Here is a 22,911-nt window from a genome sequence, read left to right on the forward strand (position 1 = left end):
AATTACTCCTGGATCCCCGTTATTAAATCTTTGCTGAAATCAAAAACATCTGCTGAATCTTTACCATCGGTTACTTTCACACAACAACTATCATCAATTTTCCCGATGGCTGCAGCAGTTATATCCACTTCCTCGAATGCATCCAGGCATTCATCGACATTTTCCGGTTTTGCAGTCACAATGTAACCGGTTGCCGGATAAATCATCAGCCACTGATCCAGGGCAACATCTGCAGGTTTGGGAATTTGTCTCAGATCTACCTCTGCACCCACCATACTTGTTTCACAAAGCATCCCCAGCGTACCTATGGTACCCGGATTACTGATATCCTTGCCGGCGGTGACAAGATGTCTTTCGCCGATATTTTGCATTATCATGAACCGGGAGCGAACGGTTTCAGGGTCCTTGAAAGAAGTCGTATCCCAGCTGTAAGGGGAATTTTTGCCCACACGACCATCCATATCATAGCCGATAATAACTGTATCTCCCACACAGGCGGTGTCACTGCGGATGACACAATCCTTCTTTGCGATTCCTATAATGGACACTGCCAGTGAATTGTAAGGTGTGTCAGGATGCAGATGACCACCGACCATGGGCACACCAAATTTTTTCACCCCGTCTTTCATACCCTGCAGCATACCGTCACATACATCCTTATCAGAAGAAGACATCACATTAACCATGGCAAGCGGCCGTGCCCCCATAGCAGATATGTCGTTAATATTTACAACGACAGAAGTATAACCTGTCCACCAGGGACTTGCTTCTGTGATCCTGCCCCATATCCCATCAGCCGCAAACAGGATGACGTCATCACCATCAATATCAATTATTGCAGCGTCATCACCCATATCAACGACAGCACCCCCATAACTTTCCCTCACGTCATCAAACATACGTGCAATGTCTGCGATAGGTGCCTTCCGGGATACACCCTCAAAATCATGCAGTTTTTGGGCAAGGGTATGTACATCCAATTGAAAGTCTCCACATTTATTCTGGTGTGTCATCAGAAGTTTTCTTTTTGGCGGATTCGGCCTTTTTAAGAGCATCAACTTTAACCATATTGCGACGCTGCTCACTCATTTGAGAAAGATCTTTACCCAAAAGGCCATAGGCATCGGACCGGCACTGGCGACAGTGGCGCATTTGTTGAACATAGGGTTCACAGGAATCCTGTACAGCTTTGCGTTCCTGTGAAGTAGGAGCAGTCCAGTCAGCAAAATCAGCCTGACAGATAAGAGGCATAACATTCATGATATACACACCCATGTCATTGAGTTTCTGTGCAATCTCGATAATATGATCCTCATTGATACCCGGAACAAGCACCGTGTTGATCTTAACAACCAGTCCTGCTTCCACAGCCTTGCGGATACCTTCAAGCTGGTTTTCAAGAAGAATGCTGACTCCTTTAACACCCCGGTAGGTTTTACCGTTATAGTTTACATGATCTACAATTTTTGCCCCTATTTCAGGGTCAATGGCATTCAAAGTAACAGTTAAAGTGGAAACACCGGAATCCAGGACATCCTGTATCCTGGCAGGCAGAGCCAGACCATTGGTACTCAGGCAGAGAGTGACATCCGGGAAATGTTGTTTTATAAGTTTGAAAGTCTCAAAGGTTTCCTCATTTGCAAGCGGATCGCCCGGACCGGCAATACCCACGACTTTAATGAAAGGATATTCTTCCAATACCTTTTGTGTTTTTTCAAGGGCCTGTTGTGGAGTTAAAACTTCACTTGTAACCCCGGGTCGACTTTCATTTACACAATCAAATTTACGGTCACAGTATTTGCATTTAATATTGCATTTAGGAGCCACCGCCAGATGAATCCTTCCAAATTTATGTTGTGCATCCTTGTTATAGCAGGGATGCTGGGCAATAAGTCTCTTTATCGAGTCCCGGTATTCTTCCGGCAGACATTCCTCAGGGTCCTTTCCGCTCTCCATGGCCAAAACATTTCCTCCACTCTAGACAAATCTTATGTTGCTATTGAGTCACAGCTAGATATAGGTTTTGGAATCCTGCTCAGTCAATTCCACTTAACTGGCACCACTTGCCGTGTCCTTCCCAGACCTTCACAGAGAGAGGGAAATCCAGCTGCTGGGATAAGCGGTTATAGATGTGCTCACAGAGATTTTCCGAACTTGGATACTCCAGGATATCATTGAGCATGCAATGATCGTACTCTTTCAAAGTAGATCGGACGGTCTGTTTTACATTATAGAAATCAATGACCATTCCGGATGGCTTCTTCTCTCCTTCAAGGACAACTTCGACTTTATATGTATGACCATGAACTATACCACAACTTTCATGCCCGGGCAGATAGTGGGCACTGTCAATATATTCCTCTACTCCAAGTTTCATTTTTGTCATTATAGACACCCCCACATTTTGTGAGTCTGAGGGATTATTAGAGTGTTTTTAATTTCGAGTAAATTTTCCTGCAGGGAAAGTATTGTTTGTATATCTGTAGCCCTTGTGTACTGTGTGACCGGCTGCAGTACTACACAGCTTATGTAATCGGATATCTGCGCTACAACATCCATCACATCAGCCGGTTTAGTTGAAGAAGTTACTACAATTTTACAGAAACAATCCCTGTGTTGATTGCTGCGAAGTGTGCGGAAACACTGGTATGTGCGTTCGATGTGTTCAACAAAATTACTCCCTTCAAATTCTTCAGGTAATTTAACATCTCCGGCCACATAATCCACCGAGTCTTTCACAACCTTCGCTTTTTCCGGCAGGGTCATGTTAGTTTCAAGATAAACAGGGGCAGGCAGATCCAGCTCCCTGATGAATTCTGCATGTAAAAGAGGTTCCCCGCCTGTAAGGGATACCGAATGCAGATCATTAAATGACCTGATTTTCTCTTCAATGTCTGAAGCGCAAAGCAGGGGTGAGAGTTTCTCAAATTCACCACTTCCAGGCACTTTTTCAAAAAGACAATGATCCGGCTCATCGAGAGGAGTATCACAGTAGGAGCAATCCAGATTACACCCAACAAACCTGACAAAGGCCTGCCGCGCCCCTACATAAGGACCCTCTCCCTGTACCGCACAGAATATCTCGGACACCGGCTTCCTTTCCACTTAAACCACATCCAGAGGCCGGGATTTTCGAAGATCTCCTTCGATATCCTCCATCTCTTTAATGTATCTGCCTGTGATATCTTCCAGCAATTGCCGGGCTTTTTCTGCAGCAATACCACATTCTTTCAGGTTGCCATAAAAATCATGGGATACGTTGATGCCAAAATGTATCTTCTGTGAGACCGCAGAGGTGCTTGCAATTGATACTGTCAGTTTTTTCCCATTGACAAAAAGATCATCCCCTTCCCTTTTAGTCATGATTCCCATAGAAAAAAGAGTTTCAGCAACAAGAGCTGTGAAAAGCCGCTGTCTGGTGTAGATTAATTTCAGGTCGGTAGAATCAAAATGCTCAATGATGAAATGAAGCATGTCCGCAGATACAATGGATTCGTTTTCTCTTTTGTCCTCAAGATCTATCATGTGTGCGATTTGCACATCACATTGTCCCCGGAATGCCACCACAGAATCTGCCTGTATCCCGAACATCTGGTAGGCCCAGAGAGAGGATATCTGGCTGCCGTCATAATCATAAATCTCATCCATTATATGCATTTTAATTCCCATTATATATCCTCCGCTGCCGGATCCTTGATGCCAGCTTTCCGGAAAGCCCGTGCCCGTCTGACACAGCTTTCACAAACTCCACAGGGTTTTTCTTCGCCCTGATAGCAGCTCCAGCTTAAAACCAACGGAGCCTGTACTCGCACTGCTTCCTTTACAATGGCCACCTTATCCATTTCAAGCACAGGAGATATCAGCCGTACTCCATTAAGAGTGGAGTAAGAAAAAGCCCTGTTTATACAGTCGACAAATGCCGGCGAATTGTCCGGGAAAGTAGCGGCTTCCTCGGCATTGAAACCGGCAATAATATAACCACAATCCATGGCTTCGGCAAAAGCGGCAGCAATATTTGCCATCAATCCGTTCCTGTTGGGAACCCAGACGTTTGCGGCGGATTCAGAAGTCACTTCCCCATTCCCGAGGTCTGCCTCGGCCATATCCGGTACGTGTCCCTGCCGGTTTACCAGGGATGTTGTAGTAATATCTTTCATCCAGTCCAGCGAAATGACACGGTGTGGAATGCCATAATGGGCACATATCTGCCGGGAGCGTTCAATCTCTGCATCCACAGCCAGCTGCCCATAATCAAAGGTCAGGCCAAGCTGTACATCCTATTTTGCAGACGCTATCGCAAGGGATGCGAGAGAATCCAATCCACTGCTGATCAAACAAACCGCTTTCATTAATATACACCGGTATTCCTCCAGTACTCCCGGGGTATTATTTATAGATATCCCGTCGAAACTGGCAAATATAATATCTACAATATATTAATATAAAAGGTGAAAGTGTGTCCGGAATAAAAGATAAAGAAACACTGAAATCCCAGTTACAGAAAATGTACTGGATCGAAACAGAAATGGAACAACTTGTCGTATGGGAATCACGCATCGAACTCATGGGAGAAGAATTGGATGCCCTTGAAAGACTTGCAAATGATTCAGACAAACACGGCCTGAAACTCAAAAACTGGATGGAAAAAGCCGACATACCACTTCCAGATAAAATACCAAGAGGGCTTCCTCAAAAAGTATTTGATTTTGAGAGTATGGACAGCCCCGAAATGTTCAAAGCCATAATGAAATATGAAATCCTTGCACGAGATGTTTACAAGAATATCACTGAGATCGAGCCCTATATAATTGAGGAACTGTTTCCTGATGAAAATGACCAGAAGAATTTCCTCAAGGAGATGGAACATATCTCTAAAGAGGAAGAAGGCCACAGGCAGATCTGTGAGGAAAGGGTCGGCGGATTTAAGACCATAAGGGGCAAAAGGTGAGTGGTTACCTTGCCCTTACCAGACATAATCAGAACAATTTTGCCTTCGAGCCTATACCTTTATTTTTTGCTTTTTTATAAACCAGATTGGCAGTCACAATGTCCTGTATTGCCAACCCCGTTGAATCGAAAACCGTGACCTGAGAATCCGATTCACGCCCCTCATGCAGACCGGCGACTATCTGGCCCAGCTGGGCGAAGATGTCTGCCTGTCGGATGTATCCCTCAGAAAGGGGGACATTCACTTCCCCGGAATGGGTGGCCTGTGCCATATCATCGACCACAACCCTTGCTTTCTGGAGGATGGAGGGTTCCAGCTCTTCCTTACCCCTGGCATCAGCCCCGATAGCATTTATATGGATACCCTCAGGCAACCATTGTGCTTTGATGACCGGTTTTTTTGAAGGAGTGGTAGTTACCAGAATGTCCACATCACAGGCTTTCTGGACACTATCAACTACTGTTATGTCACAGCATGCAACTGATTCCATTCCTTCTTTGAAATCCTCCGCCCTTGAAGTATCCAGATCAAATACATATACCTGTTCAAGCTCGAAAACGTTCGATATAGCCTCTAACTGTGTCCTGGCCTGGTTACCAGCTCCCACCATCCCCACGACACTGCTGTTTTCATGTGCAAGATAGCGGGCTGCCACACCTCCTGCGGCCCCGGTACGTATTTCCGTGAGGTATGTACCATCCATCATGGCAAGAGGTGCACCGGTTGATGTGGAATTGAGTATCACCGTCGCCATAACAGTAGGCAGCCCTACTTTGCGGTTTTCAGGATGAACATTTACGACCTTGACACCTGCAACATCCTCTTCCTCCAGGAAAGCGGGCATTGTGCGTAGATCACCATTATGCTCGGTAAAATAGAGATAGGACTTAGGTGGCATCTGTACCTTATTCCTGCCATGCTGGGCAAAAGCCATTTCCACTGCCTCCAGGGCTGAAGGCATATCCAGCAGGGATTTCACATCATCCTGATCAAGCCAGAGTATTTCCAAAAAATCACCATTAAAGGGTGGTTGCCGACATGTATAAAACTTATCGGAAGAGATTGTCAGATATGACATCTGCCGCAGGTAGCACATCAGTCGAAAGACTCAAAAATAAACTAAGGGAACCTGCAGCCGACATAAGGTACCTTCTCTACCGGGGATACAGGAGAAAAGGTGCAATCAGGTTTGTCAGTAACCATTACCGTCTGGCAGAAGAAGAAAGGCACATTCTCACAAGGCTTATATTTGACCCGGAGACCGCAGCCAGACGCAGTAATAAAAGGCTTGCGTGCTCCCGGCTAAAAGGGTGTGATATATTCATAGACGGGTACAATGTACTGATAACCATGGAAAGCGTGCTTCATAACGAGACAGTATGGTTTGCAGACGATGGATTCCTGCGTGACACCCGGGGAATTTTCAAGAACCACACCAATACAGCTACAACCTACCAGGCTGTTGATGAGATGCTGACCACACTCTCGGTACTGGCAATAAATTCTGCAACAATCCTCCTTGACAGCCAGATGAGCAACAGCGGTAAACTTGCACAATTTATCCGTAAGAGAGCAGCTAAATGCCCTTTCAAAACAGCCGTCACCACATCAAAAAATGTGGATTTCGATCTCAAGCAGGTTGGATACCGGGGGGTTATAGCAACCGCTGACAGCGTAATAGTAGATGCTGTGGAGAGGGCGGCCGACCTAACCGCCTGCTGGATGGAACAGAACGGTATTGTGGGAGAGAATATAGGTAATGGAGAAAAACATACGTCAATCACAGATATTGATCGGATGAACAGAATCTGCCAATGAAATTGATTATTGTCCCCCCCCATTCTGCATAAACATTCAAAGACAACAGTTAGATAAATAAGAGACATGGATCATACATTCAATGAATATAAAATATAACAGGCAGTGAAATGAATGGCAGAAGAAATGAGTCCTGAGGAAATGGAACAAAAGAAAGAAATGGTAATGTCCATGTGCATATGCCCTAGCTGTCCCTCTTGGGTCGAATGTGGGGAAAAGGGAGGATATTGTTTCCCAACAATCGGAAAGAGTGACTGTATTAACGAAGAGAGTGGCTGTATCTGTGGAGGCTGTCCGGTAACAGAGGAAATGGGACTTACTAACGGCTATTACTGTACCAGGGGATCCGAGAAGGAACAGCTTGGGAAGTAATCCTTTCATAATATCTTTTTTTGAACATACATATTCCGTGCAGTACATCAGGGAAATATACTGTGATACAATGTCCAAATACCGATGTGAGATCTGTAATGTTTTTGAGTATGACGACGATAGAGGAAAGCCACTTACAGATATCAGGCCGGATACGAAACCGGAAGATTTCCCTGATGACTGGGAATGTCCTATCTGTAAAGCGAATAAGACCCACTTAAAACCCGTAAAAGAGGAGAAGGCTGAGACCCGGAGCAACTGCGGCTGCAAAGAAGTTTGTAAAAGAGGCAACCTCGATGCCTACACTGTTTGCCCTGCACAGGGCCAGGAAATTTCTGGATGACAGGAACATAAAGGATATCTCACTGGTTATCACAGGGGGCCTAAGGGTTTCCTCTGATTTTGCAAAGGCCCTTGCAATGGGAGCCGATGCCATAGCAATAGGCACTGCAGCCCTGATGGCATGTGCATGCCAGCAATACCGTTTGTGTGACACCGGCCAGTGTCCTGTAGGTGTCACCACCCAGGATCCGGAACTTCGAAAGAGGTTGAAGATCGAATATTCCGCCAAAAAACTGGAGCATTTCCTGAGAGTTTCAACGGAGGAAATGAAGGATTTTGCCCGGCTGACTGGCAACGATGATGTCCATAAATTAAGCACAGAGGACCTGTGCACCACAAACACGGAAATTTCAGGAAATACTGATATAGAGCATGTCTGATTAAAGACATGTCATTTTTACTAATTTTTCTACTTAATGGACAAAAACATAATTATCCGATCAGGATTACATTAAATCCAGATGAAAAACATAGGAATACTCATAACCGATCCTGAAGACTGGACCACAAAATCCCTAATCGAAACCGCATCTCACAACAACATTAATCCTATTCCGATAAACCTTGCAGATGCAGAAGTGACTATCGGGACAAACATAACCTACCACGCAGGGGACATAAACCTGCAGGACCTTGATGCCATCATTGTGAGGGATGCCGGCGGAGGAAATGGGGAAGGAATCATTTTCAGATTTGATATTTTACGCCAGTTGGAAAACTTTGGGATACCTGTTATCAACTCACCGGCATCAATCCAGAATGCTGCAAACAAATATCATGCTACATATCTTCTGGCAGAAGCAAATATACCGGTACCTCCCACAAAAGGTGTCCAGGATATAGAAAGTGCCATGAATGCCCTGGAATCATTCGAAGACGCCATCATCAAACCAGTATTCGGGTATAAAGGCAAGGGAATATACAGGATAAAGAACGCACAGCTAATCAATCCTGATGGAAATTTGGATGATACACCGGCAAGGGAATTTGTGAGCAGGATGATGAATGAAAGAAAAATGTTATACATCCAGAAATATATAGCAAATCCCGGCAGGGATATACGTGCCTTTGTTGTTGGTGATGAAGTAATCGGGGCCATTTACAGGAAAGCAGAAGGGGGATGGTTATACAATCTCAGCCAGGGTGGAAATACTGAGAAATGTATGCTGGGAAAAGAACAGGAAGAACTTTGCGTCCGTGCATGTGAAAAAATGGGGGCTGAATATGCAGGAGTCGACCTGATAGAGGGAAAAGACGGTAATATGGTGCTGGAAGTCAATGCAACTCCTTCCGGGGCAGGTATTTATAGAACATGGGGGATAAATCCGGCAGAGAAGATAATAGACCACCTTATGGAAAGACTTTGAACCGATTTCCTGAAGAGGATATTAAAATGTTTACCTGCAAACAATGTATTGTGATCCGACAGGACCTGAAATTATCAAAGGGCAAACTTGCAGTACAGGTGGCCCATGCTGCAGTATCAGCATCCGAGAAGGCAGATTCCAGAATATATTCAAAATGGAAAGCTGAAGGACAGAAAAAAGTAGTACTTAAAGTGCCTGCCGAAAGGGACCTTTATGAGTTAAGGGAAATAGCCCGGGCACAGAACCTTCCCACCGCCCTGATACAGGATGCCGGTCTGACCGAGATAAAACCGGGTACTGTCACTGCTCTTGGCATCGGACCCGCAACAAATGAAGACATAGAACGTATTACCGGTTCCCTGAAATTGCTTTAAAGGATGGTACAATGGGGAAAAAAGGGTTCATGTTACTGGTAGCCCTGATTGGCATACTGGCCTATATCGGCGCTCAAAATCCGGAAATTCTGCAGGAAAGTTTTTTCGTCTCCGATGACAGGAGTATGGAAACTGCCTATGAACTCGATACACAAACCCTGACATCCCCAAATGTACACATTCTTGATCCAGAATATGATGATAAACCCAGCCAAAGCAATATACTGTCCCCCGGATACAGCATATCAAGTGCTTACAGTTATGGAGAACCTTTCCGGGAAAATACCGGTATGCTCACAATGACCATCACAAATAAGGGAAATAATGAAATTTACGTATATGGATACGGCATCCGGCAGGCAAGTGGAAGTGGCATATACGATTTTGATAGCGGATACCTGATCGCCCCGGAAGAAGAAAAAGAGCTGGGATATGCCTGTTTTGACGTACCCGACAAATCGACAATAAAACCAGAGCCTTTTGTAAAGATAATGGCAACTTCCGAATCCGGGAAATGGCACGATTACGGAATACAGTATTTTGACGCAATTGAAATCAAAACCCGGGCTGCTGCTACAGAAGTAAGTCCACAATATACGTACAACCCGGCCTATCTTTTCGATAAGATAAACTCTCTTGTCAATTCATCCGACCCACAGGTCAGAAGCAAAGCTGCAAAAGCAGCAAAAGAGTACCCCGGCAAATACAATATTTACCAGGTATGTGCCCTTTATGATAATTTGATAGAAGATGTGGATTATATCAGCGACCCCCGTGGATCGGATTACTGGGTCGGGCCGGGTGAGACTCTGGAAATCGGGGCAGGAGACTGTGATGATTACGCTATTACAATGGCTTCCCTGGTAGAAGCTATCGGGGGCACATCCCGGATATACCTGACCGAAACACATGCCTATGCAGCAGTTTACATCGGAATGGAGGAAGACATCGATCGTATCTCAGAGGCCATAGAGCAATACTATGGATGCGTACCCGTATATTACGCAACCGACAAATACGGTTGCTGGTTACTTCTTGACCCCTCGGCAGGCATGTATGCAGGGAGCCTGCCGGTGGAAACCGCTCCCACAGAAAATGGCTGGACATACACCAGGCAGACAAATGTAACAGTAATAGATATTGCCGCAAGATGAGGATTATCCATGCAAGTGCCTGATATAGAGAAACAAACCGGTATCGACCTTTATGTAACGGAAACAGAAGGTATCGGTGGAAAGTTAAAACAAACTAGTGAAGATTTTGTTGTTGAGGAAATCACGGGTAGGGATGAAGGCAATGAAGGAAAATACCTGATCCTCGAACTTACGAAAAAAAACTGGGAAACCCACCACCTGATAAGAGACATGTCCCGAATTCTGGGAATAAGTTCCAAAAGGTTTGGTTTTGCCGGTACCAAGGATAAAAGGGCACTTACCACCCAGCGTATAAGTATATACAACCTTGAAGCAGAAGACGTTGAAAGGATAAAACTCAGGGATGTAAATCTGAAAGTTCTGGGTCGTTCCAACAAAGATGTGGGTTTGGGAGACCTCGTGGGAAATAAATTCAAAATAATTATCCGGGATGTCGACCTGCCACAGGAGGAACTTGATAACAGACTCCTGAATATCACTTCCACAATAAATAAGATTGATGGAGTACCCAACTTTTTCGGGATTCAGAGATTTGGCTCCCGTCGTCCCATCACCCACCTTGTGGGAGAATCGATAGTCAAGGGAGATATTGAGAAAGCTGCAATCGATTATATTGGTTTAAGTTTTCCAGATGAGCACGAGAAAACAAGGCTTGTACGCGACCGTTTCTATAAGGAGCGCAACTATATCGAAAGCCTGAAAGAATATCCGGTTCAGTTGCGCTATGAAAGGGCAATGATGCACTATCTTGTGAATAATCCGGATGACTTTGCCGGAGCATTCGGAGAATTGAGTTCCAATATGCGGAATATGTTTGTCCATGCTTACCAATCATATATCTACAATCGGATCATCTGCAGGCGAATCCGGGAAAAACTTCCCCTCAATGAAGCGGTTGAAGGTGATATTGTGTGCTTCAAGAATAAACAGGGATTGCCAGATACCTCCCGGCTTGAAACTGTAACATCCTCCAAGGTAAAAGGAATCAATAACCTGATTCGCAGGAGCAGAGCTTTTGTGACGGCCCCGCTGGTCGGCACATCCACCGAATTTACGGACAGCTCCCCGGGCAATATAGAAAAAGAAATACTCCAGGAGACAGGTGTTGAACAGAAAGATTTCCATATTCCCGAAATTCCCCGTATCACTTCAAAGGGCAGGCGCAGGGAAATCTTATTGAATTTCAAACCGGCTTACACAATTGCCGATGACGAATTAAATGCAGGGAAGAAAAAAGTTACACTGGAATTCTGCCTGCCCAAGGGGAGTTATGCGACAACAGTCATCAGGGAATACATGAAAGCAGAACCCGCAGATATGAGTTAATTATTTTTTCTTATACATTGCTTCCACAAAGGCCCTGAAGGGAGGAGAGGGCCTGCCGGGTCTTGAGCGAAATTCGGGATGGAACTGGGAAGCAAAAAAGAAACTATGTGAAGGTATTTCAGCTATTTCCATACGATTGCGATTCTTGCCTGAAAATACCATTCCCTTTTCTTCCAATCTATCTACAAAATTGGGATTTACCTCATACCGGTGACGATGGCGCTCGACTATGGTATCGGTTCCATATATTTTTTCTGCCAGTGAACCTTTTTTAAGAATGGCTTCATAATCCCCGAGTCTCATTGTGGCACCCATATTTACTATATTTTCCTGTTCCGGCAAAAGGTCAATTACCGGATAAGGGGTGTTTTCATCGAATTCGGAACTGTTGGCATTTTCCATATCCGCTACATTACGTGCAAACTCAATTACACACAATTGCATACCAAGACATAGTCCCAGGAAAGGGATATCATTGTCCCGGGCAAACTTTACTGCCTGGATCTTACCTTCTACACCACGTTCTCCGAAACCCCCTGGAACAAGCACACCATCATACATCTGAAGCTTATTGATTGCCGCGGGGTCTTCATCAAAGGATTCCGAGCTTACCCAGTCGGTCCTTACCTTGCATCCAACTTCTATTGCTGCGTGTTTCAGGGATTCCCTTATGCTTAGATAGGAATCCTCAAGATTGGTATATTTTCCAACAATTGCAAGCCTGACTTCCCCGGTCGCAGCATTCATTCTTTTGACTATATCTTCCCAGGAATGATCTTGCTGTTTGGTGATAAGATCGAGTCTTTGCATCATATACCCTGTAAGTCCCTGTTCTTCCAGCAGGAGGGGGACATCATAAATATCATTTGAATCATGAGCACTTACTACAGCTTCCTTTGGAACATCACAGAAGAGGGATACTTTAGCACGGGTACTTTCATGCAGAGGATTTTTACACCGTGCGACAATCACATCCGGGGATAGACCAAGCTGGCGCAGATCTTTGACCGAGTGTTGCGTGGGTTTTGTTTTCTGATCTCCCTGGGCATCAATGGGAACCAGTGTTACATGAAGGAAAATAATGTCCTCCTCGGATTCCTCTCTGTGCATCTGCCTGACTGCTTCAAGGAACGGCATACTTTCAATGTCACCCACCGTCCCACCGACTTCAATCAGACAGATATCAGCACCACTTTTGGCTGCAACCCTGCGGATACGGGCCTTTATTTCATTGGTAATATGAGGAATGATCTGCACGGTCTTACCAAGATATTCGCCCCTTCTTTCTTTTTCAATAACAGACTGGTATATCTTACCTGTAGTCAGGTTATGATCCCATGTCAGTTCAGTGTCAAGATACCGTTCGTAGTTGCCCAGATCAAGATCTACTTCACCACCGTCTTTCAGCACATAAACTTCACCGTGCTGGAAAGGACTCATGGTACCTGCATCAATATTGATATAGGGATCTATCTTGATGGCGGTTACCTTTTGTCCCTTGTTTTTCAGGTTCCGTCCTACAGAAGCAGCAGTAATCCCCTTACCGAGACCACTCATAACACCGCCTGTGATTATAATATATTTCATTCTAAGTACCTCGTTATTTCCTGAAAACAGGTAGTTTGGTTAACATATAAACAAATAATAAAGTCAGAAGAATAGCAATTGTCAGGGATGTATAAAAACTGGTTGAAAAACCAGCAGGATTCAGGTTAACAGATGATATTACATAATAGGCACCAAAAAGGAAACCAATTAAAAAAAACAGAAGGATGACTAGTTTCATATCATTCGGAGTGATGGATTTCTTAAGGAACTGGCCAAAATCCATGCTCCATTTAGTCTTTGATGCAGAAGAAGGAGGGGAAGGATTATGGACAGATTCAATTTTAGGTTCTTCCTCTACAGGGATTCGTATATTGTCCTTCTGCCCTATGTTTATACCAAATGATTCTGTTTTGGAGCCATATCCCATGGTAACAAAAATTGTGCCACTACTGAATACCCTGCCTTCATGTGGAATCCTGACAACAACGGGTACATATTCTTCATGGGTCACATAAGGATTGTCATCAAGGAAAGTTACATAACCATCCAGATTTTCTGAAATGGAAAAATTGACATGAGTAGGCGAACCATAGTTAATAATCACAATCTCAAAACTCTGTTCTCCACCGGGAGAGAGGGAGACCTCAACAGAAGGAATATCAAATTCAATGGAATTTACACCAAGTCTGTTGATATGTATCTGTTGCAACGGGGATTCACCTGTTTAGTCTCTCATTTCAGGAGGAAGCATATTGGGAATGCCTTCCTCGATGGGATAATATTCGTCACATGCAGCACAATAGAGGGTACCACTAATAACCTCTTCCCCTTCATCACTGCTTATATTTAGAACTAGCTCCCCCTTGCACAGGGGACAGGCAAGGATGTTTATCATTTCTTTTTTCATGACATTCACATCTCCAGATATTATTGCTAATAATATCAAACTAATGGTATTAATAAAAAGGGGATAAATAGATTAATTTACAGGGATTGTCAACTAAAATGATATGATCGACCTGCTACTCCGGGTTCTTGATTTTGCATTCCCCATACTTATAATGATCTTTATCGGATTATGGGGTGCCGGACTCCTTGTAGAATTGGGGCTGATGAAAAAATTATCCCGCCTCACAAGACCTCTGCTCAAGCACACCAATCTGCCCGAGTCCTGCGGAAGTGCTTTTTTAGTTGCTATCGGATCAACGGTTGCTGCAAATAGCATGGTAGTCCAGGCAAAGGATAAGGGGTGTATTAATGACAGGGAAGCAATACTATGTGCCCTCCTCAACAGTACACCTGCTTATGTAAGGGGAATTATAACGTATCAGATTCCCATAATATTACCTGCACTGGGACCTGTAGTCGGTGGATTCTATGTGATGGTATTCATTATATCAGCCATTGTGAAGTTTTCAGTTGTTATTATACTGAGCAAATTTTGGATAAAAGAACAAAAAAGCTGTACACTGGATGACGGACATAACGGGAATAGACCTCCACTCAAGGAAGCAATGAAAGCAAGTTTCAAAAAAGAAAAGAAACTTTTCTTCAAGATTGCCACAATATATCTGGGTATGACCACCCTTGTTTTTGCACTGAGGGAGCAAGGCTTCTTTGAGATATTCAGTGTGCTACCCCTGGCAGACCTTTTTGGGATTCCTTCAGAAAGCATCATTCCCCTGACAACTTACATTGCCAGCCCTATATTGGGAGTGTCATTGCTTGGCCCCATGATCGGTGAAGGAAGTATATCCTACCTGCAGGCTATGATCATCATAATGCTTGGAAGTATGTTCATGCTGCCGATATTCAGTATAAGGACTCTGTTGCCAAGATATATTTCTATTTTCGGTCCTAAACTGGGCGTGAAAATAGTAACAATATCAACCGGAATGAGTATACTGATACGATTTACGATACTGGTGATATTACTCAGTATAATTTAAAAAAAAGTAAAAAGAGGGGAGAATCTCCTTTTAGTGGTGTTCTCCAAAACACTCATCTTTCCTGTCATAGGCCTCATTACAGCTTTCAAGACAGCGCCTGCAGAGATGTCTTGTCTCTTCATCGTATACATTCTTGAAAGAGGGAACAAAAACATCTATGTCATAGAGCTGGCATGTGGTTCCGCATAGGTCACATTTCTCGAATTTATTGCCGGGAACGCAGTTGCCTTCCTCATCACTTTTTTCGTCAAATGTACCTTTTGCAGAATCAAGACATTTTTCGCAAAGACCTTTCCAGATTCCTTCGGGATAAGAGTGTTCAAACCGGGGTTCAAACACTCTTACCGGACAAACGGTGGGTATTGACACACCACATAGATCACAATCTGCCATATTAAATACCTCCGACAAGTACACTGGCTGCCTGCATTGCAATTTCAACGAATGGCTCTGGCCATAAACCAATAGCCATTACACCCACAAGGGATATCAGAAGAGCTGCTACATAAGGAACTGGCTCAGATACTTTTTCACCTTCATGGGGCATTGCATACATGTATCTTACAAGCCTTGCATAATAATACAGGGAAAGCGCACTGTTTAAGATTGCGATTACCGCAAGCCATACCATTCCTGACTGAATGGTCGAGGAGAACAGGATGAACTTGCTCATGTATCCTGCTGTTGGCGGAATTCCTGCAAGTGCAAATACAAATACTGTAAGACACAGTGCAGTTATTGGCATTTTCTTACCCAATCCCTTGAAATTATCAATGTGATCCGGGATTTCCGTATCCCTCTTTTCCTTTATAACCATGTAGACTACAACGGCAGTAGCTATGAAAGCACCGGCTTTCATGAAACCGTGAGCCAGGGTATAAAGTATACCTCCGGTCAGTGCCATCGGGGTCAGGACAACAAATGCCATAGAAATGTAGCCTGCCTGTGCAATAGAGGAGTATGCGAGCATACGTTTCACACTTTTCTGGGACAGGGCCACGACATTACCATAGGTCATGGTAATTACTGCCAGTATCGCAAAAGCCATCCTCCAGTCCGCCTGCATTGCCAGAAGGGCTACTATGAATACCTTGAATGCAGCAACAAATGCCATCTTCTTGGAACCTGCGGCCAGAAGGGCCGATACTACAGAAGGCGAACCCTGGTAGGTATCCGGAGCCCACATGTGGAATGGTACAAGAGCAATCTTGAAACCAAAACCTGCTATCAGGAGTACTATTGCAAGTAAGCCGATTGCGTTGGAGGCCAATACATCCATATTCTGGGCGATACCCGGAATGGATGTGGTACCGGTTGCACCGTAAACAAAGGATATTCCCATAAGCAACAGGGCCGCTGAGAGAGCACCCATAAGCAGGTATTTCATTGCTGCTTCGACAGACCGGGGGTTCTTCTTCTCAAATCCGGCAAGGGCATAGGTTGCTATACTTGCCAGTTCAAAGGCCACAAAAAGAACCATGAGGTCATTGGCAGATGCCACAAACATCATACCGAAAGTGGCAAACAACACAAGGGCATAGAAGATTTCCGTGTCTTTATTGTCTTCAGTATACTTGATAGATGCAATGGACACAATAAGAGCAACCACCAAAAACACCAGTTTAAAGAACTGGGAAAGGGGGTCCACACTCAGGGTATCGGAAAACATCAATGCAGAGGCACTGAAGTTGCCGATCACCATTGCAAGGGCTGCCAGACAGCCTGCTGTTGCGATATAGCCAAGTACGTTTTTGGATGAAGAACCCATGAAAATACCAATCATGAGTACGATCAATCCGGTCAATGCAACTATAATCTCAGGTGCAAGTAACATCAAATCTACCATTCTTACACCCCCATTGCAGCCATAAGGCTGACTATTTCATTCGAACCTGTAATCATCATATCCAGCACCGGACTTGGGTTCAATCCGAAGTACAGTACCAGCAGGGCTATAACTGCCATGGAGAAGGTCTGTACGTTGGACAGGTCAAAGACCTTTCCGATCTTTCCATTATAGACGCCAAACATAGTTCTTTGCATTGCCCAGAGATGGTAACCAGCAGTTATGACTACACCAAACAGTGCAAGTATTACAAATGTTGGCACATTCATGTAACTGAAAGTGAAAACCATGAATTCGGCGATGAAACCGGTCAAACCTGGCAAACCCAGGGATGCCATGAAAGCCAGCATCATTATAACCGCCAGCTTAGGCATTTTTGTAGCAAGGCCTCCCAGGTCATTGATGATCCTGGTACCGGTAGATGCCTGAATTACTCCTACGGACATGAACATTATACTCATGATCAAACCGTGGGAGAATTGCTGGAACATCGCTCCTGAAATGGACAATGTAACAAGTCCTGCAGCTCCCAGGGTAACAAAACCCATGTGACTTACACTGGAATAAGCAACCATTCTCTTGAGATCCTTCTGGGACAGTGCCAGGAATGCACCATACACAATACTTACAGAACCAAGCAATCCCAGGATTGTAATCATCATATCCGGGGATCCTGTAGCAGGAAGCATTGGCAGGATAACACGGAAGATTCCGTACCCTGCAATCTTGAGCAGGATGAACAGTACACTGCCAGCAGTCGGTGCCTCTGCATAAGCATCAGGCAGCCAGGAATGGAATGGTACTATTGGAAGTTTCACCAGGAAACCGAAGAGAAGTGCAAGGAATATTGCATCTCTGGCAATACCTGACCCAATCATCGGGAACTGGCTCATGAGATGGGCAATGCCCATATTTGCCACACCTGTCTGGTCCCAGGCAGCAAAGTAAAGTCCGAAGATACCCAGCAGCATCACCAGGGAAGCCACATGGGTGTAAATAAAGAATTTGATTGAAGCATGCCTCTTATTCGGACCGCCCCATATGTTCACCATGAAGAACAGCGGGATCAGTGTAAGTTCCCAGAATACATAGAAGAGGAAGAAATCCAGGGAAATGAATACACCGATAACTGCTCCCTGCATTGCCAGGATCAAGCCATAGAACCTGTTGGGAGTTGATCTGACATCATCCCAGGTGAACAGTATTAGCAATGGAATTACTATTGCATTGAGCAATATAAGGGGCATTGAGACACCATCGACACCAAGATGGTAATTTATACCAAGACTTGGAATCCAGCTTGCCAATTCCTCAAACTGCATCGCAGCCGATGAACTGTCGAAGCTGAAATACATGTAAAGGGTCAGTATCAGGGTGATAAGTGTACCCATAAGGGCCACCACACGAGCTTGCTCCCTTGTTTTCGTAAGGAACGCAAATGCTGAGAACAATAGCGGAATCAGCACAATGAGGGATAATACCGGCAACATTAGAAGACCTCCATGACTAGCTTGATCAATATTACCAGGAGACTTACTCCCGTAATGACAGCCACCGAGTAGTGCTGTATAACTCCTGTCTGTACCTTCCTGAAGGAATCCCCTGCCTCTATTATCAGGTAACTGATTACGTTGACGATACCATCAATAAACCTGTCTATGTGATAGCCTGCCATAGCAAGACCTTCATAGACAAACTTGACAGCAAAGAGCTGGGTGAATATCTCATTCTGATAGTAGCGGTTGTAGAGGAGTTTGTACACAGAGTTGTCTTTTGAAACAAACCTGCTCATGTCTATTGCTTTCTGGTAGTAGATCACAAAAGCGATCAACAGACCGATGACTGCAACGATAACAGGCATCCACAGGATGAGCAGTGGTTCTTGGCCTGCATGATGGACAAGTTCATAGTTACCCACCTCTGCCAGAGCAGGGATATCCATGTTAACAAAGTTGTTCACAAAGGTACTGTTTACAAACTTGTTGAACGGCTCAACAACGATAGCTCCGAATACCAGGGCAAGTATACCCAGTATGGAAAGTGGAACTGTCATTGATGCAGGAGATTCATGCCCACCGTAATTGGTCCTGGGCTTTCCGGCAAATGTCATGAACAGCAGTCTGAATATATAGAGTGAAGTAAGCAGTGCTGCCACGATAGCGAAGATGTATGGGAACCAGTTTCCTGCATGTTCCCCGAAGAGATATGCATTTTCAATTATCGGATCTTTACTGAAGAAACCTGTACTTCCTATAGAGGTTCCGGGTATACCGAAGCCTGCAAGAGCAAGAGATGCAGCTACCATTGTTGCAGCTGTTATCGGCATGACCTTTGCAACGCCACCGAGTTCCCTCATATCATGAGTTCCCACAGCATGGATCACACTTCCGGCACACAGGAAAAGCAGTGCCTTGAAGAATGCATGGCTGACAAGATGGAAGATTGAAACACCGACTGCTTCTGCACCGATGACTGCTCCCATACCCAATCCCAGCATCATGTAACCAAGCTGGCTGATAGTGGAATAGGCAAGTACCCGTTTCAAATCGTTCATCACAATTCCCATTGTTGCGGCAAACAGTGCAGTGAAAGCACCCACGTATGCCACTATTATAAGGGATTGTGGTGCAGCGATGAACATCGGGAAGGTTCTTGCAACCAGATAGACACCGGCTGTAACCATTGTTGCAGCATGGATAAGAGCCGAAACTGTTGTTGGGCCTTCCATTGCATCAGGCAGCCACACATGTAGCGGGAACTGACCGGATTTACCAACGGCACCTCCGAAGAACAGAAGGGTGATTATCGTAAGGTGGCTAACCTCAAATCCCAGGATAGTTGCATTCATGGCAGCTATTTCAGGGATGAATGAAAAAATCTCATCGAACCGGAGGAGATAGACACCTTCGGGAATAATGCCGTTTACCAGTTTGAAAAGATCGGCAAACAGGACAATAATACCTGCAAGGAACATGACATCTCCAATCCGCGTGGTGAGGAAAGCCTTCTTTGCCGCTGAAGCAGCGCTGGGCTTCTGGTACCAGAAACCGATCAGCAGATAAGAACACAGACCCACAAGTTCCCAGCTTATGAATAACTGGAGAATATTGTCGGACAAAATCAAACTCAGCATGGACGCAGTGAAAAGGGAGGTCTCTGCAAAGTACCTTGGTTTGGCCGGGTCATGTGACATGTAGCCTACTGAATATATGTGAATAAGCAGACTTACAAAGGTCACCATTGTGAGCATTACCGCTGCAAGCGGATCTATCAGGATACCCAGATTAAAAATTGCAAACCAGTGATAGGACTGGCTAATTACCTGATCCGGGTTCTGCAGCAAACCGATTGTGATCAATAGAGAAATCAAAAAGGATGCTGCTATTGCGAATATCGGGATTAATCCCCCGCCATATGGGGTTTTCTTACCTACAAAGAAGGTAATTACAAAGGCGAGTGCGGGTAAAAGTGGTATTAAAAACGCTAAATTTTCATAAGCCATATCATTACCACCTCAACAAGTTAAGCTCGTCAAGATTGATTGAATCACGCATCCTGTAAACGGACATCATGATTGCGAAACCTATTGCAGCCTCACAAGCTGCCAGTGCTATCGAGAAGAGAGCAAATACCTGGCCGCTCATATCGTCATTGTAACTGGAAAAAGCTACAAGATTTATGTTTGCTGCATTTAGCATAAGTTCCACACACATCAGGATACGAATACCGTTTTTCTGTGAAATGAAACCATAGAGACCTATGGAAAAAATTATTGCAGAAAGTGCAAGGTACCAATTAAGGGGAATCATTGGTTATCCTCTCCTTTTGCCATGTAAATAGCACCCACAAGTGAAGACAGCAGTACAATTGAAAGAACTTCGAATGGCACTACAAACTCAGTGAATATCAGGGTACCTATGGCTTTAATATTACTCTGGTCTGCCATGTTCTGGGGCAGCTGGTCAACTGTTGTCCAGGACGTCCCGTAAAGGGATACGAGAACCACCGCAAGGAACAAACCTACAATTGCCGCCCTTGCAAATGCCCTTCCAATTACTTCCAGTGGAGGGATTTCGATATGTGCAAGACGGATAAGGAACCTGCGGGGACTAAACTGGTGTACAAAAGAATCCCAGACACCTACTTTATCAGTTGCCATTATCATCACTTCCCATTGTATTCTTTGTAAGCATCACGGCAAAGAGAATCAGTACACCGATTGCACCCACATAGACCAGGACCTGTACGACACCCACAAACTGGGCATTCAGCGTGATAAACAGGCCTGCCATAGTAAACATCGAAAAGACTAGTGAAAGTGCAGCCTTGACGATATCCTTGACCAGTACCGTTGCCAGGGAAAAGAATATGACAACAATCGCCAGTATGAAAAAGACCAAAGCTTCTCCTATTCCAATCATTGTTCAGCCTCCGGTGCGTCAATAGGTTCTTCCCTTGCCAGTTTGTCCGGTGTAAAGAGAAGATCCTCATGTTTCCACGTGACTATACCATCTGTATAAATTTTTGAACTTGAGAGGGCATCTTGTGGACACTGGTCAATACACAGACCACAAAACATGCAGTGCCCGACATCTATTTCGGGGAACCACCGGGTCTTGGTACTATCTTTACGTACCCTGGCCCTCACAATCTTGATTGCGCAGTTGGGACAGGTATTTGCACATATTCCACACCCGATGCATTTACTTTTATCAAGTTTTTGCAGCCCTCTGAATCTTTCAGGCAATTGTGTGCGTATTTCAGGGTATAAGCGGGTAACACGAGGTCTTCGCATGTACCTAAAAGCACTAATAATATTTTTCAGAACCATCAAATCACACTCCCAGATACAAACCTAATGCAATTGCCCATCCAAGGTTTAACAGGGAGAAGGGCAGGAGTTTTTTCCAGCTGAGATCTACAACCTGATCAATTCTGTACCTCGGAACAGCCCAACGCATCATTATTATGAATGCCATGACAAGTGTTGCCTTGGTTACGAGGACCACTGTGGGAAGGATTACTCCAAGCACAGTATTATCTGTTACAAATCCCGGAACGTTCCATCCACCCAGGAAAAGCAGGGCAATGAGAAATGAACCGAGAATCAAATGGAAATATTCCGCAAAGAATCCCAGACCGAACCTCATACTGCTGTATTCAGTAAACACACCGGCCTGAAGTTCTTCCTCACCTTCGTTCTGGTCGAAGGGAAGGCGACCCATATCAATCATCATAGCAATGAAAAATACTATGAAACCTATTGGTTGCAGAAATGCATACCAGATACGATCCTGAGCATGTACGATTCCGACCACATCAAGGGTACCGGACATTATTGCTACACTTACGATAGTGAGACCCAGAGGGATCTCATAACCAACCATTTGTGCAAAGTTACGGAAGGTACCCATCATTGCATATTTATTATTCTGACCGTATCCAAGTACAAAGGTACCTATGATAGCAATCGCTGAAACGGCCTCGATGTAAAGGATGCTAATGTCCATTTGGGTCGCTGCGAGTACATATTCGGTGCCATTTACATAAACAGCACCAACAGGTATCGCAACAAGCATCAGGAAAACAGACAGCAATATAACAATAGGCGCACTTATGTAGAGTATCCTGTCAACTTTGGCTGGAATGATTTCCTCTTTTGTAAACAGCTTGATAGCATCTGCAACCAGCTGGAATATACCCCTCGGACCGACCCTGTTAGGACCATGTCTTTCCTGTATATCAGCAGACAATTTACGTTCAACCCAGATGGCGAACATACCGAATCCAAACAAGGCACCTATCAGCACAAGGCCCACAATTCCCTTTAACCATGGATAAATATTTGCTGGAACTTCTAACATATT

The 22,911-nt window shown here is 44.6% G+C and carries 28 protein-coding genes and 1 pseudogene; 10 read left to right on the forward strand and 19 right to left on the reverse strand.

Annotated features, from left to right (window positions below):
- Nucleotides 1–2 precede the first annotated feature (2 nt).
- The 6 genes and pseudogenes from CP947_RS06745 to queC form a co-directional block, all read right to left on the reverse strand.
- On the reverse strand, nt 3–980 hold the full coding sequence (locus tag CP947_RS06745) for a methanogenesis marker 2 protein (protein WP_096712459.1): 978 nt from the start codon (nt 978–980) through the stop codon (nt 3–5).
- 16 nt (nt 981–996) lie between these two features.
- On the reverse strand, nt 997–1,956 hold the full coding sequence (nifB, locus tag CP947_RS06750) for a nitrogenase cofactor biosynthesis protein NifB (protein WP_096712489.1): 960 nt from the start codon (nt 1,954–1,956) through the stop codon (nt 997–999).
- Between the two features lie 79 nt (nt 1,957–2,035).
- Nucleotides 2,036–2,386, reverse strand: a complete 351-nt coding sequence (gene queD / locus CP947_RS06755) for a 6-carboxytetrahydropterin synthase QueD (protein ID WP_096712460.1) — start codon at nt 2,384–2,386, stop codon at nt 2,036–2,038.
- Nucleotides 2,386–3,105 (reverse strand): 7-carboxy-7-deazaguanine synthase QueE, encoded by a 720-nt coding sequence (locus tag CP947_RS06760; RefSeq protein ID WP_096712461.1) that lies wholly within the window; start codon nt 3,103–3,105, stop codon nt 2,386–2,388. Before CP947_RS06760 ends, queD begins: the two co-directional genes overlap by 1 nt.
- Complete coding sequence (locus CP947_RS06765) at nt 3,106–3,669, reverse strand: DUF366 family protein (RefSeq protein WP_373420714.1); 564 nt, start codon at nt 3,667–3,669, stop codon at nt 3,106–3,108. It abuts the gene before it with no gap.
- Nucleotides 3,669–4,349: pseudogene (gene queC, locus CP947_RS06770) on the reverse strand (7-cyano-7-deazaguanine synthase QueC). Before queC ends, CP947_RS06765 begins: the two are co-directional and overlap by 1 nt.
- Nucleotides 4,350–4,456: 107 nt before the next feature.
- On the opposite strand from queC, the gene CP947_RS06775 reads away from it, so the two are divergent.
- A complete protein-coding gene (locus CP947_RS06775; protein ID WP_241646018.1) occupies nt 4,457–4,948 on the forward strand; it encodes a hypothetical protein in 492 nt (163 codons plus the stop codon).
- 28 nt (nt 4,949–4,976) lie between these two features.
- Here the strand turns inward: CP947_RS06775 and ala are convergent, their stop codons facing one another.
- Nucleotides 4,977–5,957, reverse strand: coding sequence for an alanine dehydrogenase (ala, locus tag CP947_RS06780; protein ID WP_096712462.1), 981 nt, complete (start codon nt 5,955–5,957; stop codon nt 4,977–4,979).
- 62 nt (nt 5,958–6,019) lie between these two features.
- Between ala and CP947_RS06785 the strand changes: the two genes are divergently transcribed.
- The 8 genes from CP947_RS06785 (at nt 6,020) to truD (ending at nt 11,701) form a co-directional block, all read left to right on the forward strand.
- Nucleotides 6,020–6,766 carry a DUF434 domain-containing protein gene (locus CP947_RS06785; RefSeq protein ID WP_096712492.1) on the forward strand — a complete coding sequence of 249 codons (747 nt, stop codon included), beginning with the start codon at nt 6,020–6,022 and terminating at the stop codon, nt 6,764–6,766.
- A 114-nt stretch (nt 6,767–6,880) separates the two neighbouring features.
- The gene (locus CP947_RS06790; RefSeq protein WP_096712463.1) at nt 6,881–7,138 is read left to right on the forward strand and encodes a DUF2769 domain-containing protein; all 258 of its coding nucleotides are present in this window, start codon (nt 6,881–6,883) and stop codon (nt 7,136–7,138) included.
- A 37-nt stretch (nt 7,139–7,175) separates the two neighbouring features.
- On the forward strand, nt 7,176–7,481 hold the full coding sequence (locus tag CP947_RS06795; protein WP_253247330.1) for a rubredoxin: 306 nt from the start codon (nt 7,176–7,178) through the stop codon (nt 7,479–7,481).
- Complete coding sequence (locus CP947_RS06800) at nt 7,435–7,860, forward strand: glutamate synthase-related protein (protein WP_096712464.1); 426 nt, start codon at nt 7,435–7,437, stop codon at nt 7,858–7,860. Before CP947_RS06795 ends, CP947_RS06800 begins: the two co-directional genes overlap by 47 nt.
- Nucleotides 7,861–7,941: 81 nt before the next feature.
- Entirely contained in the window at nt 7,942–8,847 is a 906-nt protein-coding gene (gene mptN, locus CP947_RS06805) for a tetrahydromethanopterin:alpha-L-glutamate ligase (protein WP_096712465.1), read from the forward strand.
- Nucleotides 8,848–8,873: 26 nt separating this feature from the next.
- Nucleotides 8,874–9,221: a peptidyl-tRNA hydrolase Pth2 gene (gene pth2, locus CP947_RS06810; protein WP_072360357.1), complete on the forward strand. Its 348-nt coding sequence runs from the start codon at nt 8,874–8,876 to the stop codon at nt 9,219–9,221.
- An 11-nt stretch (nt 9,222–9,232) separates the two neighbouring features.
- Nucleotides 9,233–10,375, forward strand: a complete 1,143-nt coding sequence (locus CP947_RS06815) for a transglutaminase-like domain-containing protein (RefSeq protein ID WP_096712466.1) — start codon at nt 9,233–9,235, stop codon at nt 10,373–10,375.
- 9 nt (nt 10,376–10,384) lie between these two features.
- The gene (gene truD, locus CP947_RS06820; protein WP_096712467.1) at nt 10,385–11,701 is read left to right on the forward strand and encodes a tRNA pseudouridine(13) synthase TruD; all 1,317 of its coding nucleotides are present in this window, start codon (nt 10,385–10,387) and stop codon (nt 11,699–11,701) included.
- Here the strand turns inward: truD and pyrG are convergent, their stop codons facing one another.
- Genes pyrG through CP947_RS06835 form a run of 3 tightly spaced genes read right to left on the reverse strand, consistent with a single transcriptional unit; the run spans nt 11,702 to nt 14,156 of the window.
- Nucleotides 11,702–13,288: a glutamine hydrolyzing CTP synthase gene (gene pyrG / locus CP947_RS06825; protein ID WP_096712468.1), complete on the reverse strand. Its 1,587-nt coding sequence runs from the start codon at nt 13,286–13,288 to the stop codon at nt 11,702–11,704.
- Between the two features lie 13 nt (nt 13,289–13,301).
- Complete coding sequence (locus tag CP947_RS06830; protein ID WP_096712469.1) at nt 13,302–13,958, reverse strand: DUF7524 family protein; 657 nt, start codon at nt 13,956–13,958, stop codon at nt 13,302–13,304.
- Nucleotides 13,959–13,973: 15 nt separating this feature from the next.
- A complete protein-coding gene (locus CP947_RS06835; RefSeq protein ID WP_096712470.1) occupies nt 13,974–14,156 on the reverse strand; it encodes a methytransferase partner Trm112 in 183 nt (60 codons plus the stop codon).
- A gap of 103 nt (nt 14,157–14,259) precedes the next feature.
- Here CP947_RS06835 and CP947_RS06840 point away from each other — a divergent pair, with 103 nt between their 5' ends.
- Nucleotides 14,260–15,198, forward strand: coding sequence for a nucleoside recognition protein (locus tag CP947_RS06840; protein WP_096712471.1), 939 nt, complete (start codon nt 14,260–14,262; stop codon nt 15,196–15,198).
- Between the two features lie 30 nt (nt 15,199–15,228).
- Here CP947_RS06840 and CP947_RS06845 read toward each other — a convergent pair whose 3' ends face one another.
- The 9 genes from CP947_RS06845 to fpoH are packed head-to-tail and all read right to left on the reverse strand — an operon-like array spanning nt 15,229 to nt 22,908.
- A complete protein-coding gene (locus CP947_RS06845; protein ID WP_096712472.1) occupies nt 15,229–15,591 on the reverse strand; it encodes a F420H2 dehydrogenase subunit FpoO in 363 nt (120 codons plus the stop codon).
- 1 nt (nt 15,592) lies between these two features.
- Entirely contained in the window at nt 15,593–17,044 is a 1,452-nt protein-coding gene (fpoN, locus tag CP947_RS06850; protein ID WP_096712473.1) for a F(420)H(2) dehydrogenase subunit N, read from the reverse strand.
- A 2-nt stretch (nt 17,045–17,046) separates the two neighbouring features.
- On the reverse strand, nt 17,047–18,534 hold the full coding sequence (gene fpoM, locus CP947_RS06855; RefSeq protein ID WP_096712474.1) for a F(420)H(2) dehydrogenase subunit M: 1,488 nt from the start codon (nt 18,532–18,534) through the stop codon (nt 17,047–17,049).
- Nucleotides 18,534–20,546, reverse strand: coding sequence for a F420H2 dehydrogenase subunit FpoL (fpoL, locus tag CP947_RS06860; RefSeq protein WP_096712475.1), 2,013 nt, complete (start codon nt 20,544–20,546; stop codon nt 18,534–18,536). Before fpoL ends, fpoM begins: the two co-directional genes overlap by 1 nt.
- Nucleotides 20,547–20,550: 4 nt before the next feature.
- Nucleotides 20,551–20,853 (reverse strand): F420H2 dehydrogenase subunit FpoK, encoded by a 303-nt coding sequence (gene fpoK / locus CP947_RS06865; RefSeq protein ID WP_096712476.1) that lies wholly within the window; start codon nt 20,851–20,853, stop codon nt 20,551–20,553.
- Nucleotides 20,850–21,203 (reverse strand): F420H2 dehydrogenase subunit FpoJ, encoded by a 354-nt coding sequence (gene fpoJ / locus CP947_RS06870; RefSeq protein WP_096712494.1) that lies wholly within the window; start codon nt 21,201–21,203, stop codon nt 20,850–20,852. The genes fpoK and fpoJ overlap by 4 nt, the downstream gene beginning before the upstream one ends.
- Entirely contained in the window at nt 21,193–21,465 is a 273-nt protein-coding gene (locus CP947_RS06875; RefSeq protein ID WP_096712477.1) for an NADH-quinone oxidoreductase subunit J, read from the reverse strand. Before CP947_RS06875 ends, fpoJ begins: the two co-directional genes overlap by 11 nt.
- Nucleotides 21,462–21,875, reverse strand: coding sequence for a F420H2 dehydrogenase subunit FpoI (gene fpoI / locus CP947_RS06880; RefSeq protein WP_096712495.1), 414 nt, complete (start codon nt 21,873–21,875; stop codon nt 21,462–21,464). Before fpoI ends, CP947_RS06875 begins: the two co-directional genes overlap by 4 nt.
- Before the next feature lie 4 nt (nt 21,876–21,879).
- Entirely contained in the window at nt 21,880–22,908 is a 1,029-nt protein-coding gene (fpoH, locus tag CP947_RS06885; RefSeq protein ID WP_096712478.1) for a F420H2 dehydrogenase subunit FpoH, read from the reverse strand.
- Nucleotides 22,909–22,911 lie beyond the last annotated feature (3 nt).

It is taken from the genome of Methanohalophilus euhalobius, assembly GCF_900215215.1.
Classification (GTDB): Archaea; Halobacteriota; Methanosarcinia; order Methanosarcinales; family Methanosarcinaceae; genus Methanohalophilus; species Methanohalophilus euhalobius.

Coding starts and splice junctions, on each gene's coding strand:
- nifB (WP_096712489.1), bottom strand. CDS start 1,956: ATGGAGAGCGGAAAGGACCCTGAGGAATGTCTGCCGGAAGAATACCGG.
- queD (WP_096712460.1), bottom strand. CDS start 2,386: ATGACAAAAATGAAACTTGGAGTAGAGGAATATATTGACAGTGCCCAC.
- CP947_RS06765 (WP_373420714.1), bottom strand. CDS start 3,669: ATGGGAATTAAAATGCATATAATGGATGAGATTTATGATTATGACGGC.
- CP947_RS06785 (WP_096712492.1), top strand. CDS start 6,020: ATGACATCTGCCGCAGGTAGCACATCAGTCGAAAGACTCAAAAATAAA.
- CP947_RS06790 (WP_096712463.1), top strand. CDS start 6,881: ATGGCAGAAGAAATGAGTCCTGAGGAAATGGAACAAAAGAAAGAAATG.
- CP947_RS06800 (WP_096712464.1), top strand. CDS start 7,435: ATGCCTACACTGTTTGCCCTGCACAGGGCCAGGAAATTTCTGGATGAC.
- mptN (WP_096712465.1), top strand. CDS start 7,942: ATGAAAAACATAGGAATACTCATAACCGATCCTGAAGACTGGACCACA.
- pth2 (WP_072360357.1), top strand. CDS start 8,874: ATGTTTACCTGCAAACAATGTATTGTGATCCGACAGGACCTGAAATTA.
- CP947_RS06815 (WP_096712466.1), top strand. CDS start 9,233: ATGGGGAAAAAAGGGTTCATGTTACTGGTAGCCCTGATTGGCATACTG.
- truD (WP_096712467.1), top strand. CDS start 10,385: ATGCAAGTGCCTGATATAGAGAAACAAACCGGTATCGACCTTTATGTA.
- pyrG (WP_096712468.1), bottom strand. CDS start 13,288: ATGAAATATATTATAATCACAGGCGGTGTTATGAGTGGTCTCGGTAAG.
- CP947_RS06835 (WP_096712470.1), bottom strand. CDS start 14,156: ATGAAAAAAGAAATGATAAACATCCTTGCCTGTCCCCTGTGCAAGGGG.
- CP947_RS06840 (WP_096712471.1), top strand. CDS start 14,260: ATGATCGACCTGCTACTCCGGGTTCTTGATTTTGCATTCCCCATACTT.
- CP947_RS06845 (WP_096712472.1), bottom strand. CDS start 15,591: ATGGCAGATTGTGATCTATGTGGTGTGTCAATACCCACCGTTTGTCCG.
- fpoN (WP_096712473.1), bottom strand. CDS start 17,044: ATGGTAGATTTGATGTTACTTGCACCTGAGATTATAGTTGCATTGACC.
- fpoM (WP_096712474.1), bottom strand. CDS start 18,534: ATGTTGCCGGTATTATCCCTCATTGTGCTGATTCCGCTATTGTTCTCA.
- fpoL (WP_096712475.1), bottom strand. CDS start 20,546: ATGGCTTATGAAAATTTAGCGTTTTTAATACCACTTTTACCCGCACTC.
- fpoK (WP_096712476.1), bottom strand. CDS start 20,853: ATGATTCCCCTTAATTGGTACCTTGCACTTTCTGCAATAATTTTTTCC.
- fpoJ (WP_096712494.1), bottom strand. CDS start 21,203: ATGGCAACTGATAAAGTAGGTGTCTGGGATTCTTTTGTACACCAGTTT.
- CP947_RS06875 (WP_096712477.1), bottom strand. CDS start 21,465: ATGATTGGAATAGGAGAAGCTTTGGTCTTTTTCATACTGGCGATTGTT.
- fpoI (WP_096712495.1), bottom strand. CDS start 21,875: ATGGTTCTGAAAAATATTATTAGTGCTTTTAGGTACATGCGAAGACCT.
- fpoH (WP_096712478.1), bottom strand. CDS start 22,908: ATGTTAGAAGTTCCAGCAAATATTTATCCATGGTTAAAGGGAATTGTG.